We start from the raw sequence: 14515 nt of genomic DNA, 5'->3' as shown, positions 1-14515 counted from the left end.
CCGGCGATGCCGAACGAAGAGAAGCTCGTTGAGTACCTGAAGTGGGTCACCGCCGATCTCGCCCAGACCCGCCGGCGCCTGGAGGAGGTCGAGTCCGGCAGGCACGAGCCGGTCGCGATCGTGGGCATCGCGTGCCGCTTCCCCGGCGGCGTCCGCTCCTCCGAGGACCTGTGGGAGCTGGTCGCGGCCGGCCGGGACGCCATCACCGGCTTCCCGACCGACCGCGGCTGGGACCTGGGCGCCCTGGCCGGCGGCACCAGCGCGACCCTGCAGGGCGGGTTCCTCTACGACGCCGCCGACTTCGACGCGGGCTTCTTCGGCATCTCGCCCCGCGAAGCACTGGCGATGGACCCCCAGCAACGCCTGCTCCTGCAAACCACCTGGGAGGCCGTCGAACGCGCGGGCATCGACCCGACGACGTTGCGCGGCTCCCGCACCGGCGTGTTCATCGGCACCAACGGCCAGGACTACGGCCACGTCCTGATGGCCTCCCAAGAGGACGTCGAGGGCCACGCGGGCATGGGCACCGCCGCCAGCGTCATCTCCGGCCGCGTCTCCTACACCTTCGGCTTCGAAGGCCCCGCCGTCACCGTCGACACCGCCTGCTCCTCCTCCCTGGTCGCACTGCACCTCGCCGCCGCCGCGCTGCGCAACGGCGAGTGCTCGCTGGCCCTGGCCGGCGGCGTCACCGTCATGGCCACCTCGTCGAACTTCGCCGGATTCACCCGGCAGGGTGGCCTCGCGACCTCCGGCCGCTGCAAGGCGTTCTCGGACGACGCCGACGGCACCGGCTGGTCGGAAGGCGTCGGCGTGCTGCTCGCCGAGAAGCTCTCCGACGCCCACCGCCACGGCCACCCGGTGCTCGCCGTCGTCGCGGGCAGCGCGGTCAACCAGGACGGCGCCTCCAACGGCCTCTCCGCCCCGAACGGCCCCGCCCAGCGCGAGGTGATCAAGGCCGCCCTGGCGTCCGCGGGCCTGTCCGCATCCGACGTCGACGTCGTCGAGGCGCACGGGACCGGCACCGTGCTCGGCGACCCGATCGAGGCCGAAGCCCTCCTCGCCACCTACGGCCAGGACCGGGCGACCCCGCTGAGGCTCGGCGCCGTCAAGTCCAACATCGGCCACACCCAGGCCGCCGCGGGCGTCGCCGGCGTGATCAAGGTCGTCGAGGCGCTCCGCCACGGCACCCTGCCGCCCACCCTGCACGTCACGGCGCCGTCCTCCCACGTCGACTGGTCCGCGGGCAACGTCTCGCTGCTCACCGAGACCACCCCCTGGCCCCGCGGGGAGAAACCCCGTCGTGCGGGCGTGTCCTCCTTCGGGGTGAGCGGCACCAACGCCCACGTCATCATCCAGGAGGCCCCCGACGCCCCTGAACGGTCCACTCACACCCCGGCCGGCCCGGAATCGTCAGACCACCCTGAGACGATGGGAGTGGGGACCTCGGCCTCCCCCGGAGGGGGCCAGCCGGGATCGATCCAGGACCTGGCGGGCAGGCACCCGCTGGTCGTGTCGGCGAAGTCGCCCGCCGCGCTGAAGGCGCGCATCGAGCAGGTCCGGGCCCTCGACGGCGACCCACGGGACATCGCGTACTCGCTGCTCACCACGCGCCCGACGACGTTCGACCACCGGGCCGTGGTCCTGGACGGTGCGGTGATCGCCGAAGGGGTGGTGGCGCGCAAACCGTTCGCCGCGCTGTTCTCCGGGCAGGGCGCGCAGCGGGCCGGCATGGGCAAGCAGCTCTACGAGGCGTTCCCCGCGTTCCGGGAGGCCCTCGACGCGGCCCTGCGCCACCTCCCGCCGGACCTGCGGCGGGTCATGTGGGAGGACGAGGAGGAGCTCGGCCGGACCGGGTGCACGCAGCCCGCGCTGTTCGCGTTCGAGGTCGCGCTGTACCGGCTGCTGGAGAGCTTCGGCTTCCGCGCCGACCACGTCGCCGGCCACTCGGTCGGCGAGATCGCCGCCGCGCACGTCGCCGGCGTGCTCACGCTCGAGGACGCCGCCCGGCTCGTCCGCGAACGCGCGCGTCTCATGCAGCAGCTCCCCGCGGGCGGCGTGATGATCGCCGTCCAGGCCACCGAGGACGAGGTCACCCCGCACCTGACCGGCGGCGTCTCCATCGCCGCCGTCAACGCCGAGGACTCCCTCGTCCTCGCCGGCGCCGAAGGGGAGGTGCACGACGTCGTCGAACGGCTCACCCGCCTCGCCCCGCGCAGGACCAAGCAGCTCCAGGTCAGCCACGCCTTCCACTCGCCGCTGATGGAACCCGTCCTCGACGACCTCCGCGCGGTCGTCGAGGGGCTGACGTTCCGGAGCCCGAAGATCCCGTTCGCGGGCCGGAAGCCCGTGCACGAGCCCGGCTACTGGGTGGACCACGTCCGCGACACCGTCCGCTTCGCCCAGGACGTCCGCGGCATCGGCGACGCCACGTTCGTCGAGATCGGCCCCAGCGCCGTCCTCGCCCCGCTCGTCGACCGCGCCATCCCGGCGATGCGCCGGGACGAGGACGAGGTCACGGCGTTCGTCACGGCGCTCGCCAGGCTCTACACCGCCGGCGCCGGGATCACCTGGCCCGCGACCGGCACGAGGACGGACCTGCCCACCTACCCGTTCGACACCGAGCGGTTCTGGCCGCGCGCCACCACCGCCCCCGCGCCCCGGCCGAACGCCGGCCGCCCCGCGCTGCACGAGGTCAGCTGGGTGAGGTCCACCGCGGACGCCCCGGCCGTCACGGGAGCGCGCTGGGCCATCATCGGCGGCGACGAGTTCGACCTCGCCCACGTCCTGTACTCGGCGGGCCAGTCCGTCACCGGCTATGGCGACACCCTCGCCGAAGCCGCCCAGGCCGGGACGCCGGACGTGTTCGTCGTCGCCGTCACCGGCGACGGCACCCCGCGCAGCGCGCACGCCCAGACCCGGCGCGCCCTGGGCTTCCTGCAGGAGGCGCTCGGGTTCGAGAACTCCCGCGTCGTCTTCGTCAGCCGCGGCGCCGCCACCGGCGAGGACCCCGCCGCGGCGGCCGTGTGGGGCCTCGTCCGCAGCGCGCAGAACGAGCACCCCGGCCGGTTCCTGCTCGTCGACACCGACGGCCTCGACGTCTCGGGCGCCCTGCTCACCCGCCTCGTCAACGGCGACGAGCCGCAGGTCCTCGTCCGCGAGGGCAGGGTCAGGGCCGCCCGGCTGAAGGAACTGCCGGAGAACCCCGGCACCGGGCACGAGTGGGCGGAGGACGAGACCGTCCTGATCACCGGCGGCACCGGCGGCCTCGGCGCCGAACTCGCCCGGCACCTGGTCACCCGGCACGGCGTCCGGCACCTCCTGCTCGCCGGCCGCCGCGGCGAGGACGCCCCCGGCGCGCGCGAGCTCAGGCAGGAGCTGGAGAGCGCGGGCGCCACCGTCACCGTCGCGGCCGCCGACGTCACGAACCCCGACGACGTGCAGACGCTGTTCGCCGCCACCGAACGCCCGATCACCACCGCCGTCCACGCGGCCGGCGTGCTCGACGACGCCCTCGTCGACGCGCTCACCCCGGACCGCCTCGCCGCGGTCCTCGCCCCCAAGGTCGACGCCGCGCACCTCCTGGCCCGGCACGACCTCCGGCGGCTCGTCCTCTACAGCTCGGCCGCCGGCGTCGTGGGCGCCCCCGGCCAGGGCAACTACGCCGCCGCCAACGCCTACCTCGACGCGCTCGCGACGACCCGCCCCGGCACCGTCAGCATCGCCTGGGGACCGTGGGCACAGCACAGCGGCATGACCGCGGGCCTCAGCGAGGCCACCATGGACCGCATCGCCCGCTCCGGCACGCCCCCGCTCGCCGTCGAGCAGGGCCTCGCGCTGTTCGACGCGGCGCTCGCCGCCGACCGGCCCGTCGTCGTCCCGATGCACGTGAGCCACGCCCCGCAGCAGCGCGTGATGCCGCTGCTGCGCGACCTCGTCGACGAGCAGGCCGCCCCGCGGCAGAGCCGGCCGGCCGCCGTCACGCTGCTCGACCGGTTGCGCGAGTCGGACCCCGACGAGCGCGCGATCCAGGTTCGCGACCTCGTCGTGGGCACCTGCGCCGCGCTCCTCGGCCACCCGGACAGCTCCAGGATCGACCCGGAGAAGAACTTCCTGGAGCTGGGCTTCGACTCGCTCATCGCCGTCGAGCTGCGCAACCAGCTCAACGACCTGCTCACCCTCGCGCTGCCGGGCAGCGCCGTGTTCGACAGCGGCACGCCCGCGGCCCTCGCCGCCAGGGTCGACGCCGAGCTCGGCACCATCACCGGACCCACCGGCACCGCCGCGGCGGTCAGCGCGAACGACACGGTGGCCGGGCTGTTCATGCAGAGCGTCGCCGCGGGCAAGGTCGTCGAGGGGCTGCGGATGCTCAAGGCCGTCGCCACCCTGCGCCCGATGTTCGACAGCCCGGCCGAGCTGGAGGACCTGCCCGTCCCCGTCACGCTCGCCGACGGGCCGGCGCTGCCCAGGCTGGTCTGCGTCAGCGCTCCCGGCGCGACCGCCGGGGTGCACATGTACGCGCGGCTCGCCGCCCACCTGCGGGGCAAACGGCACGTGTCGGCGCTGCCGCTCATCGGCTTCGGCGAGGGCGAGGCGCTGCCGCGCACCACCGAGGCCGCCGCGAGGTTCATCGCGGAGAGCATCCTCGACGGCACCGACGGCGACCCGTTCGTCCTCGTGGGACATTCGTCCGGCGGCACGCTCGCCTGCTTCGCCGCCGCCGTGCTCGAGCAGACCTGGGGCGTCACCCCGGAAGCGGTGATCATGCTCGACACCCTGAGCATGAACTACAACTCCCGCGAGGGCATGGACTTCGACGCCGTCACGACGAACTACTTCACCACCATGGACTCGCCCGCGGTGACCATGAACAGCGCCCGCCTGTCCGCGATGGCGCACTGGTTCCCGCTCATCGTCGACACCGGCCTGCACACGTCGGCGCCGAAGCTGCTCATCCGCTGCGCCAACGAGGTCAGGGGCACCGACCTCGTGACGACCGAGCAGGAGGTCGACGTGCCCGCCGACGAGATCCGCGTCGTCGCCACCGACCACATGGCGATGGTCAAGGAGGACGCGGGCCTCGTCGCGGGCGTCGTGGAGGACTGGCTCGGCGCGTTCACCGCCGTCAAGGCCTGACAACCAGCCGACAGCGCTCGGCAGAAGAGAATCCGGGAAGGCGTCCATGACCACCACATCGCAGGAACTGCCCCTGATCGGGGTCGAACTGCCGTCGATCCTGACGTTCAGCGAGCTGCGGCTGCGGCTGCAGGAGCAGGCGCCGGTGTGCCGCATCCGGACGCCGGCGGGTGACGAGGGCTGGCTCGTCACCCGGCACGCCGAGGTGAAAGCGCTGCTGCAGAACCAGAAACTCGGCCGGTCCCACAAGGACCCGGCGAACGCGCCGCGGTTCCTGCGCAACCCCATGCTCGACATGCTCGTCACCAGCGACGACATCGAGGTCGAGAAGGAACGCCACGAGAAGAAGCGCGTCCTGTACACCCAGAGCTTCGCCGCCCGCCGCGTCATCGAGCGCCGCGAACGCGTCGAGGCCATCGCGCACGCCAAGCTCGACGCGATCATCGCCGCCGGCCCGCCGGTCGACCTGCACGCCGCCTACTCGATGGACTACTCGCAGCAGGCGTTGTGCGACATGGTCGGCATCCCCGTCGAGGACCGCCGCGCGCTCCTCGACATGATGGACACCGTCGGCGCGTCCGACCAGCAGTCCGCCGAGGCGGGCATGGACCCGCTGTTCGGCTTCGCCGCCGACATCGGCGAACGGCGCCGCTCGGACCTCGGCGACGACGTCATCTCCCGCTTCATCGAGACCGGCCTGACCAACGACGAGATCGGCCTGCACGTCGTCACGCTGCTGTTCACCGGCCTCGCGGGCCTCGCGAGCCACCTCGACTTCGGCGTGCTGCTGTTCCTGCGCAACCCCGAGCAGCGCGCGAAGGCCATGGCCGACCCCGAGATCATGGCGCGCGCCGTCGACGAGGTCATGCGCGCCACCATCAGCTCGCCCGTCCTGCCCCGCTACGCGAGCGAGGACATCGAGATCGGCGGCGTCACGATCAAGGAGGGCGACCTGGTGATGCTGGACTTCAGCCTCGCCAACTTCGACCCCCGCGCGTTCGACAACCCGCACGCGTTCGACGTCACCCGCTCGCCCAACCACCACTTCACGTTCGGCCACGGCATGCGGCACTGCACCGGCGCCCCGCTCGTGCGGATCATCCTCGCCGTCGCCTACACCGCCCTGTTCGAGCGCCTGCCGACGCTGCGGCTCGCGGTGCCGGAGGCCGAGCTCGAGTCGCACCCCGGCGGCCGCCTCGCGGGCGGCCTGGAGAAGTTCCCGCTGACCTGGTGACCTGCCGACCTGGTGACCTCAGTCTTCGTCGGCGAGGCGCGCCTTCTCCGCGAGGCGCGCCTCCTCGGCGCGGAACTCCCGGTAGGTGGCGCGCTCGCGCACCAGCCAGTCCGGGTTCTCCTCCTTGATCGCGGTGATCTGGTCGGTGGTGAGCGCCTCGGTGATGCCGGCGCGCACGAGACCCGAGGTCGAGATCCCCAGCTTCTGCGCGATCAGCTGCTTGGGGTGCGGGCCGTTGCGGCGCAGGTCGCGCAGCCACTGCGGCGGGTTGGCCTGCAGCTCGTCGAGCTCGTCGCGCGACACGACACCCGCCTGGAACTCCTCGGGGGTGGCCTCGAGGTACACGCCCAGCTTCTTCGCGGCGGTGGCGGGCTTCATGGTCTGCTGCGACTTCATGCCGAAAAGAGTAACCGGCTCGTCCGGCCGGAAGCGGCGGCAGGCTAGCCTCAGCACGTGACCGGATCGTTCACGCTCGCGTACGTCCCCGGTGTGACGCCGGGCAAGTGGGCGCGCGTCTGGCAGGAACGCCTGCCGCAGACCCCGCTGACCCTCGTGCTGACCGCCGCCGCCGAAGCCGCGCCGAGGGTGCGGTCCGGCGAGGCCGACGCGGCCCTGCTCAGGCTGCCCGGCGACCGCGAGGACCTGCACGCCATCCCGCTCTACACCGAGACCACCGTCGTCGTGTTCCCGAAGGACCACGAGTTCGCCGCCGTCGGCGAACTGTCCCTCCAGGACCTCGGCGGGCACGTCCTGTGGCAGCCGCTCGACGACACGCTCGACTGGGACTCCCCACCTGGGCAGCCGCCGGTCGAACGGCCGGAGACCACCGCGGACGCCGTCGAGATCGTCGCCGCCGGGGCCGGGTTGCTGGTCGTGCCGCAGTCGCTGGCCCGGCTGCACCACCGCAGGGACCTCAAGCACGCGCCGCTGGACGACGCCCCGCAGTCGCGCGTCGCGCTGGCGTTCCCGATCCGCGACGAGAACCCCGAGCTGGTCGAGCACCTGATCGGCATCGTCCGCGGCCGCACCGTCAACAGCACCCGCGGGCCCGCGGCCGAGCCGGCCGCGAAACAGCAACGGCGGGGTCCCGCGCCGGACCGGCGGCAGCAGCCACCGGCCAAGCGCGCGAAACCCCGCCGCGGTCGCGGACGCTAGTCGTGCACGGAGATCGCCTGCGCCGGGCAGAGACCGCGGGCCGTGCGCGCGGCCGCCTCCGCCGCACCCGACGGGCTGTCGTCGAGCACCACGACGAACCCGTCGTCGTCCTGGTCGAACACGTCCGGCGCGGCCAGCACGCACTGCGCCGAGCCGATGCACTTTCCGGTGTCCACACTGATGCCAGCCATGACGTTCCTTCCCATCACCAGCGCACGGGGAGCGCGTGGAGTCCGAAGAGGACCCCGTCGTACTTGAACTGCAGCTCCTCCAGCGGAACCGCGATCTCGAGGTTCGGCAGCCGCTGGAACAGGCCGCGGTAGGCGACGTCCATCTCCAGCCGCACCAGGTTCTGCCCGAGGCACTGGTGCACGCCGTAGCCGAACGCCACGTGACCCGTCGCCGAACGGGACGGGTCGAACTCGTGCGGCCGCTCGAACACCTCCGGGTCGTGGTTCGCGCCCGCCACGAGCGGCACGATCCCCTCGCCCTTGCGGACGAGCTGCCCGCCGATCTCCACGTCCTCGACCGCCACGCGCAACGCCACCAGGTCCGCGACCGAGTGGTAGCGCAGCAGCTCCTCGATCGCGCGCTCGTCACCGATCCACTGCTTCTGCTGCAGCAACGTGACGACACCGAGCGAGATGTTGTTCGCCGTCGTCTCGTGGCCCGCGATCAGCAGCAGCATCGCGACGCCGGAGAGCTCCTGGGGCGTCAGCAGGCCGCCCTGGAGCAGCTTGCTGATGAGGTCGTCGCCCGGCCGCTTGGACTTGATCGAGATCAGCCGGTTGATGTAGCGCAGCAGGTGCTCGGAGGCCTTGTCGCGTTCCTCGTCGGTCGACGTCAGCGTCACCAGGACCTTCGTCTTCTCCTCGAAGAAGTCGCGGTCCACCTTCGGCACGCCCAGCAGCGACGAGATCACCAGCGACGGCACCGAGAGCGAGAAGTCCTCGACGAGGTCGGCGGAGTCGCCCTTGGCCGTCATCTGGTCGATCGACCGGTCGACGATCTCCTCGACCGCCGGGCGCAGCGACCGGATGCGGCGCACCGTGAACTCGGGGATCAGCGCCTTGCGGAACCTGTTGTGGTCGGGCGGGTCCAGCGACACGAACCAGCCCGGCACGTCGTCCGCGGACGGCGCGCCCACGGTGCGCGACGGCCGCGGAAAGCCCTCGTGCGTGGGGTTGGAGCTGATGCGCGGGTCGGTGAGGACCGAGCGAACCTCCTCGTGCCGCGTGACCAGCCACACCGTCTCGCCGGACGGCAGCGCGGCCTTCACCAGGCCGGGTCGCTCGCGGAAGTCCGCGTACTCCGGGGGAGGGAACGGCGCGCCGGGACGGCGCAGCATGAACGGGACCAGGTCAGTGCTCGTCATGTCTCATTCCCCGTAGAACTGGCGGACGTGCCGCACGATGTAGTCCTGGTCTTCCTCGGTCAGCTCGGCGTGGGTGGGCAGGTACAGGCCGTCCTCGGCGAACCGGTTCGCGTTCAGCGTCGGCCACACCGGGTCCAGGTAGCCGGGCTGCCTGCTCATCGGCTTGAAGAAGAGGCGGGTCTCGATGCCGTTCTCCGCGAGGTGGGCCATCAGCTCGTCCCGGCGCTCCGCGCGCAGGTCGTACATCCACAGCACGTCCCGCGGCGGCATGAGGGTGATGCCCTTGATGCCCCGCAGTCCCTCGTCGTAGCGCTTCTCGATCTGCGCGCGGGCCGCGAGGATCTCGTCGAGGCGTTCGGTCTGCGCCAGCGCGACCGCGGCCTGCAGGTTGGTCATCCGGAAGTTGTAGGCGAGCTTCTTGTGCAGGAAGCTGTGGTCGCGGGTGAACGCCATGCCGCGCAGGTGCGCCATCTGCCGCGCCAGGTGCGGGTCGTTCGTCAGGCAGATGCCGCCCTCACCGGAGGTGATGATCTTGTTGGCGAACAGCGAGAACGCCGCGATGTCACCGGTCGGCCGGACGCCGTGCGCCTCCGCCGAGTCCTCGACGACGCGCAGGTTGTACTCGTAGGCGAGCTCGAGGATCGGCTCCATGTCGCACTGCCGGCCGTAGACGTGCACCGGCATGATCACCTTGGTGCGCGGGGTGATCTTCTCCTCGATCTTCGCGACGTCGATGTTCAGGTCGTCCGCGCAGTCCACGAACACGGGGGTCGCGCCGGTGTAGGTCACCGCCCACGCGCTGGCGATCATGGTGAACTCGGGCACGATCACCTCGTCACCCGGTCCGACACCCAGTGCGCGCAACGCGAGCGTCAGCGCGGTCGTGCCCGACGAGCAGGCCACGCCGTGCTTGACGTTGTTGTAGGCGGCGAAAGCCTCCTCGAACTGCGGCACGTACGGGCCCTGCGAGGAGATCCAGCCGTCGGTCACGGCCTTCGACGTGTACTCGAGCTCGTTGCCGCGCAACGAAGGCATCGACACGGGGTAGCGGTAGCTCATCGTCAACTCACTTCGGTGCCGTCTACTCGGGGTGCCGTTCAGTTCTGGGGCCGTCTGGTTCTGGGGCCGTCTGGTTCTGGGGCCGTCTGGTTCTGGGGCCGTCTAGTTCTGGGACGCCGTCTGCTTCCGGGACGCCGGCTGCTCTTCTGGCGCCCGCCGGGCCAGGGCCGGGAGGGAGAGGATCAGGTCGGCCGCGGTCTTGCGGCCGCCCGCGGCGTGCTGCAGCGCGGCGAGGCGTTCGGCGTTCTCGCGGAACTCCGGGTTGTCCAGGACGCGGGTGAGCTTGTCCACGACGTCCGCGGGGTCGACGGTGTGCGGCTTGTCCAGCGTCAGCCCGACACCGAAGCTCTCGGCGCGCACGGCCTGGTCGTAGCAGTCGACCCACAGCGGCCGCGACACCATCGGCTTGCCGAAGTAGATGCTCTCGGTGTAGGCGTTCCCGCCCGCGTGCGTGAAGAACAGCTTGACGTTCGGGTGCGCCAGCACGTCGAGCTGCGAGGGCACCCACGACTCGATGCGCAGGTTGCCGGGCAGCTCACCGGGCAGGAACCGCTGCTGGTCGCGCGGCAGCTTCCACAGCACCGAGTGCCGGCCGTCGAGGGTGCGGGCGACCTGGACGAACGCCTCGACCTGCTCGCGGGTCAGCCGCGTGATCGTGCCGAAACCCATGTAGACGACGGACTTCTGCGCGTCCAGCCACGCGCCGAGCTCACCGGGCTCCGCCTGGGGCAGCGGCGGCACCAGCGCGCCGACCGTGCGGATCTTCTCCGGGATGTCGAACTCGTAGTCCATCTCCGGGATCGAGTAGCACAGCACCAGCTCGGACTTCTCGACTCGCGCGAACTGGCCGCGCGTCTCCGGCGAGATGCCCAGCTCGGCGATGATCGCGTCGTTGCGGGCGTTGCGTTCCCGGTGCCGCTTCGAGAACGCCATCGCGAGCGTGCGCCACCCGAAGAGCCTGTTGGCCCAGCGCTGGGTCCAGGTCATGTCGGCGGGCAGGCCGGTGTGCGGGCGGGGGAAGTCCTTCGGCGTGTAGGACGGGCCGATCGGCACCGCGGACGTCACCAGGTTCGACGGCACGAACGGGTTGCTGACCACGTAGGGGATGTTCTTGGTGATGGCGACCTCGAAGCCGAACACGCACATCGACTCGATCACCATCAGCGCCGGCTCGATCTCGTCGACGAGAGCGGAGAGTTTGCGGTACTTGGGGATCCGCAGCTCCGGGCGGTCCGTCTGCGCGATGACGGCCTTGCGCGCCTTGAACCGCGACCGCTGCGTCACCTTCGCGTAGACGTCGTCCGGCCACGTCACCGACGACATCTCCGGCACCACGTCGCCCAGCGAGACGAACTCGATCGGGGACCCGACCGCCGCCGCCCGCACCTCGTCGCGCGCCTTGTCGTCCGTGGCGAACCACAGGTTCTCGACACCGCGGCGCGACAGCTCCTCCACGAGCACGAGCATCGGGTTCAGCAGGCCGCTCTCCGGCAGACTGACGAACAAGACGGGCCGCTGGCTCATGACTTCACCCTCCGCGCTGGCGCCTGGTGACCGCGAGCCTGCCGGACGGTGCGGCCGCGTGTCCCGGGAAGGCGGTCTTGTCCAGGAGAAGCCCTAGTGTTGGGATGCCCGGCAGTCCAGGAGAAAACCTAGAACCGGCACGTATCGATTTGATGCGGATGTGCTCGCCTGCGACGCTCGGTGCCGACTCTCCTGCCCGCTCCTGGGGGACGTGGCGGTGACTCATCGACACCGCCGCTCTGTGGCACGACGGCTTTCCTGGCGAGAGGTACATCATCATGACCGGGACGTCCGACAACAGCATGACCGAGGCGCGGCTCGCGGGCCTGATCGAGCGCGACGAGCAGTGGGCCGCCTTGGAGGCGCTGTTGTCGGACTCCCTGTCAGGATCCGGAAGGGTCGCGCTGCTGACCGGTCCGGTGGCGAGCGGGAAGACCGAGCTGCTGCACGCGTTCGGCGAGGCGTCCGGGGTGAGCTTCGTGAAGGCGAGCTGCTCGGCGTTCGAGCGCGACCTGCCCTTCGGGGTGGTGAGCCAGATCTTCCACCCGCTGGACGCCCCGGCCGAGGTGGACGAGCTGCTCGACGCGGCAGCCCGGTCCGCCGACGGGCCGTCCGCCCGGCAGCTGCACGCGCTGTGCATCGCGCTGATGGACCTGACGGCCGAGCGGCCGCTGGTGATCGGCGTCGACGACGTGCAGCACGCCGACTCGTCGTCGCTGCACTGGCTGCTCTACCTGATCCGCCGGCTCGGCCAGGCGAAGGTGCTGCTGATGCTGAGCGAGACCGCGTCGCCGCGCGCCGCGCACACGCCCCTGCACACCGAGCTGTTGCGGCACCCGCACTGCCGCGACGTCCAGCTCGCGCCGCTGGGCGCGCTGGACGGGCTGTTCGAGGCGCCCGCGCACGCCGCGCAGGCGATGGACCTCACCGGCGGCAACCCGCTGCTGGTGCGGTCGCTGCTCGACGACCAGCGGCTGTGCAAGCCGCGGGACGACGGCGGGCTGGTCATCGGCCCCGCTTTCCGGCGGGCGCTGGTCAGCTGCCTGCACCGCTGCGACCACCCCGTGCTGTCCGTCGCGCGGGCGTTGGCGGTCACGGGGGAGCAGGCGACGCCGGAGTCGCTGGGACGCCTGGCCCGGGTCGACACCGAGACCGTCATGTCGGCGCTGGACGTCATGAACGAGGCCGGGTTGCTGCGCGACGGCTGGTTCCGCGACCCGGTGGCCCGTGCGGCCGTCCTGGACGACCTGTCCACACAGGACCGCAAGGAGATGTACCTCGGCGCGGCGCTGCTGCTGCACGACGAGGGCGCGCCGGCCACCGAGGTCGCCCCCTACCTGGTGATGGCCGACCACTCCGAGAACCCGTGGATGGTCCCGGTGTTCGAGGAGGCCGCCGAGCACGCGTTGCGCGACGAGCAGATCGAGACGGCGCTGCGGTACCTGGAACTGGCCCACCGCGCGTGCGTCGAGGTCCACGGGCGGGCGGCCATCGCGGCGAAGCTCGTGCGCGTGGAGTGGCGGGTCAACCCGTCCGCCGCGGGCCGCCGGCTCGGCACGGTGGTGCCGGCGATGCGGGCGGGCCAGCTCTCCGACCGCGACGTGACCTCCCTGGTGCAGCCGATGCTGTGGAACTGCCTGGTGGACGAGGCGACCGAGGCGCTGGAACGGGTCCGGCGCGCGCCGTCCGGCGGGCAGCGGGCGATGGAGCTGTGGCTCGCCTGCTCCCACCCGACGCTGGCCCGGCGCCCGCAGGTCGAGCCCGTGAAGACGCGCACGGTGAGCCTCACGTCCGGCCCGATGCTCAAGGCGGTCACGGCGCTGGCCAACGTGCTGACCTACGGCTCCAACGACGCCTCGGTCACCGACGCCGAGCACGTCCTGCAGGCGGTGCGGCCGTCCGACAGCGGCTCCTGGGGCCCGGAGTCGGCGATGCTCGCGTTGCAGGCCCTGGTGTACGCGGACCGGCTGGACGTGGCGGCGCAGTGGTGCGACCGGCTGCTGGACGAGGCGCGGACGAAGAACCTCGCGGTGGCGCGGGCGTTCTTCTCGAGCGTGCGGGCCGAGGTGTCGCTGCGGCGGGGCGAGCTGGCCAACGCCTTCGAGCACGCCCAGAACGCGCTCGACTTCATGCCCGCCGGCGGGTGGGGCGTCGCCGTGGGGCTGCCGCTGGGGGTCCTGGTCAACGCCGCCACGAAGAGGGGACGCCACGAGGAGGCCGCCGCGTTCCTGGACCAGCCGGTGCCCGAGGCGATGTTCCAGTCGCGGTACGGCTTGCACTACCTGTACGCCCGCGGCCACCACTACCTCGCGACCTCCCGGCACTACGCGGCTCTCGCGGACTTCCTGTCCTGCGGTGAGCTCATGACGTCCTGGGGCGTGGACCAGCCCAGCGTGGTGCCGTGGCGCACCTCGGCCGCGGAGGCGTGGCTGCAGCACGGCGCCAACCGGGACGAGGCCAAGCGGTTGATCAACGAACAGCTCGCGCGGCTGGGCCCGGAGGCCACCCGCACACGAGGCGTGGCGTTGCGGCTGCTCGCGGCCACCAACCAGCCGCACAACCGGCCGCAGCTCCTCCAGGACGCCGTGGCGATCCTGGAGGAGTACGGCGACCAGTACGAGCTGGCCCGTGCCCTCGCCGACCTGTCCAAGGCCCACCAGGCCCTGCGCGAGCACCGCCGGGCCTGGACCGTCGCCCGGCGCGGCTGGCACGTCGCCAACGTCTGCGACGCGGCGGAGCTGGCCGAGGAGCTGCTGCCCTCCCGCGGCAAGGCCGATGCCGACGACGCGCCGGCGGAGGAGAGGCCGGTGGACCCGATCGCCACGCTGACCGACGCCGAGCGGCGGGTGGCGGCGCTCGCGGCCGTCGGGTACACGAACCGGGAGATCGCGTCGAAGCTCTACATCACGCCGTCGACCATCGAGCAGCACCTGACCAGGGTCTACCGGAAGCTGAACGTGAAGTACCGCAAGGACCTGCCCGCGGACCTGCACTCGTACCTGCCGAGCACGGCTTGAAGAGCCACCTGAACGCCG

General features: G+C 71.9%; 8 protein-coding genes and 1 pseudogene. 4 read left to right on the top strand and 5 right to left on the bottom strand.

Features of this window, described 5'->3' with window-relative positions; genetic code table 11:
* Nucleotides 1–6 precede the first annotated feature (6 nt).
* Together BMW88_RS14245 and BMW88_RS14240 are read left to right on the top strand one after the other, a co-directional pair.
* Nucleotides 7–5133 (top strand): annotated as a pseudogene (locus tag BMW88_RS14245) (SDR family NAD(P)-dependent oxidoreductase); the annotation flags it as partial.
* Nucleotides 5134–5179: 46 nt separating this feature from the next.
* Nucleotides 5180–6367, top strand: coding sequence for a cytochrome P450 (locus tag BMW88_RS14240; RefSeq protein ID WP_089951175.1), 1188 nt, complete (start codon nucleotides 5180–5182; stop codon nucleotides 6365–6367).
* An 18-nt stretch (nucleotides 6368–6385) separates the two neighbouring features.
* On the opposite strand, the gene BMW88_RS14235 is transcribed toward BMW88_RS14240, so the two are convergent.
* Nucleotides 6386–6745 (bottom strand): DUF5997 family protein, encoded by a 360-nt coding sequence (locus tag BMW88_RS14235; protein WP_089951341.1) that lies wholly within the window; start codon nucleotides 6743–6745, stop codon nucleotides 6386–6388.
* 75 nt (nucleotides 6746–6820) lie between these two features.
* Between BMW88_RS14235 and BMW88_RS14230 the strand changes: the two genes are divergently transcribed.
* The gene (locus BMW88_RS14230; protein WP_089951174.1) at nucleotides 6821–7522 is read left to right on the top strand and encodes a LysR family transcriptional regulator substrate-binding protein; all 702 of its coding nucleotides are present in this window, start codon (nucleotides 6821–6823) and stop codon (nucleotides 7520–7522) included.
* Here BMW88_RS14230 and BMW88_RS14225 read toward each other — a convergent pair.
* From BMW88_RS14225 to BMW88_RS14210, 4 genes are all read right to left on the bottom strand, one after another.
* A complete protein-coding gene (locus BMW88_RS14225) occupies nucleotides 7519–7713 on the bottom strand; it encodes a ferredoxin (RefSeq protein ID WP_089951173.1) in 195 nt (64 codons plus the stop codon). The genes BMW88_RS14230 and BMW88_RS14225 overlap by 4 nt on opposite strands.
* Nucleotides 7714–7727: 14 nt before the next feature.
* On the bottom strand, nucleotides 7728–8897 hold the full coding sequence (locus BMW88_RS14220) for a cytochrome P450 (RefSeq protein ID WP_089951172.1): 1170 nt from the start codon (nucleotides 8895–8897) through the stop codon (nucleotides 7728–7730).
* Nucleotides 8898–8900: 3 nt separating this feature from the next.
* Complete coding sequence (locus tag BMW88_RS14215) at nucleotides 8901–9956, bottom strand: DegT/DnrJ/EryC1/StrS family aminotransferase (protein WP_089951171.1); 1056 nt, start codon at nucleotides 9954–9956, stop codon at nucleotides 8901–8903.
* Between the two features lie 102 nt (nucleotides 9957–10058).
* Nucleotides 10059–11480, bottom strand: coding sequence for a glycosyltransferase (locus BMW88_RS14210; RefSeq protein WP_089951170.1), 1422 nt, complete (start codon nucleotides 11478–11480; stop codon nucleotides 10059–10061).
* A 278-nt stretch (nucleotides 11481–11758) separates the two neighbouring features.
* On the opposite strand from BMW88_RS14210, the gene BMW88_RS14205 reads away from it, so the two are divergent.
* Complete coding sequence (locus BMW88_RS14205) at nucleotides 11759–14497, top strand: helix-turn-helix transcriptional regulator (protein WP_089951169.1); 2739 nt, start codon at nucleotides 11759–11761, stop codon at nucleotides 14495–14497.
* Nucleotides 14498–14515: the final 18 nt, after the last annotated feature.

It is taken from the genome of Lentzea xinjiangensis, from assembly GCF_900110955.1.
GTDB classification, from domain to species: Bacteria; Actinomycetota; Actinomycetes; order Mycobacteriales; family Pseudonocardiaceae; genus Lentzea; species Lentzea xinjiangensis.
This window is presented reverse-complemented; position numbering and strand designations above follow the sequence as displayed.

What these genes read in the sequence shown, in the direction of transcription:
- BMW88_RS14210 (WP_089951170.1), bottom strand. Translation starts at nt 11,480, where the DNA reads ATGAGCCAGCGGCCCGTCTTGTTCGTCAGTCTGCCGGAGAGCGGCCTG.
- BMW88_RS14235 (WP_089951341.1), bottom strand. Translation starts at nt 6,745, where the DNA reads ATGAAGCCCGCCACCGCCGCGAAGAAGCTGGGCGTGTACCTCGAGGCC.
- BMW88_RS14205 (WP_089951169.1), top strand. Translation starts at nt 11,759, where the DNA reads ATGACCGGGACGTCCGACAACAGCATGACCGAGGCGCGGCTCGCGGGC.
- BMW88_RS14215 (WP_089951171.1), bottom strand. Translation starts at nt 9,956, where the DNA reads ATGAGCTACCGCTACCCCGTGTCGATGCCTTCGTTGCGCGGCAACGAG.
- BMW88_RS14225 (WP_089951173.1), bottom strand. Translation starts at nt 7,713, where the DNA reads ATGGCTGGCATCAGTGTGGACACCGGAAAGTGCATCGGCTCGGCGCAG.
- BMW88_RS14240 (WP_089951175.1), top strand. Translation starts at nt 5,180, where the DNA reads ATGACCACCACATCGCAGGAACTGCCCCTGATCGGGGTCGAACTGCCG.
- BMW88_RS14220 (WP_089951172.1), bottom strand. Translation starts at nt 8,897, where the DNA reads ATGACGAGCACTGACCTGGTCCCGTTCATGCTGCGCCGTCCCGGCGCG.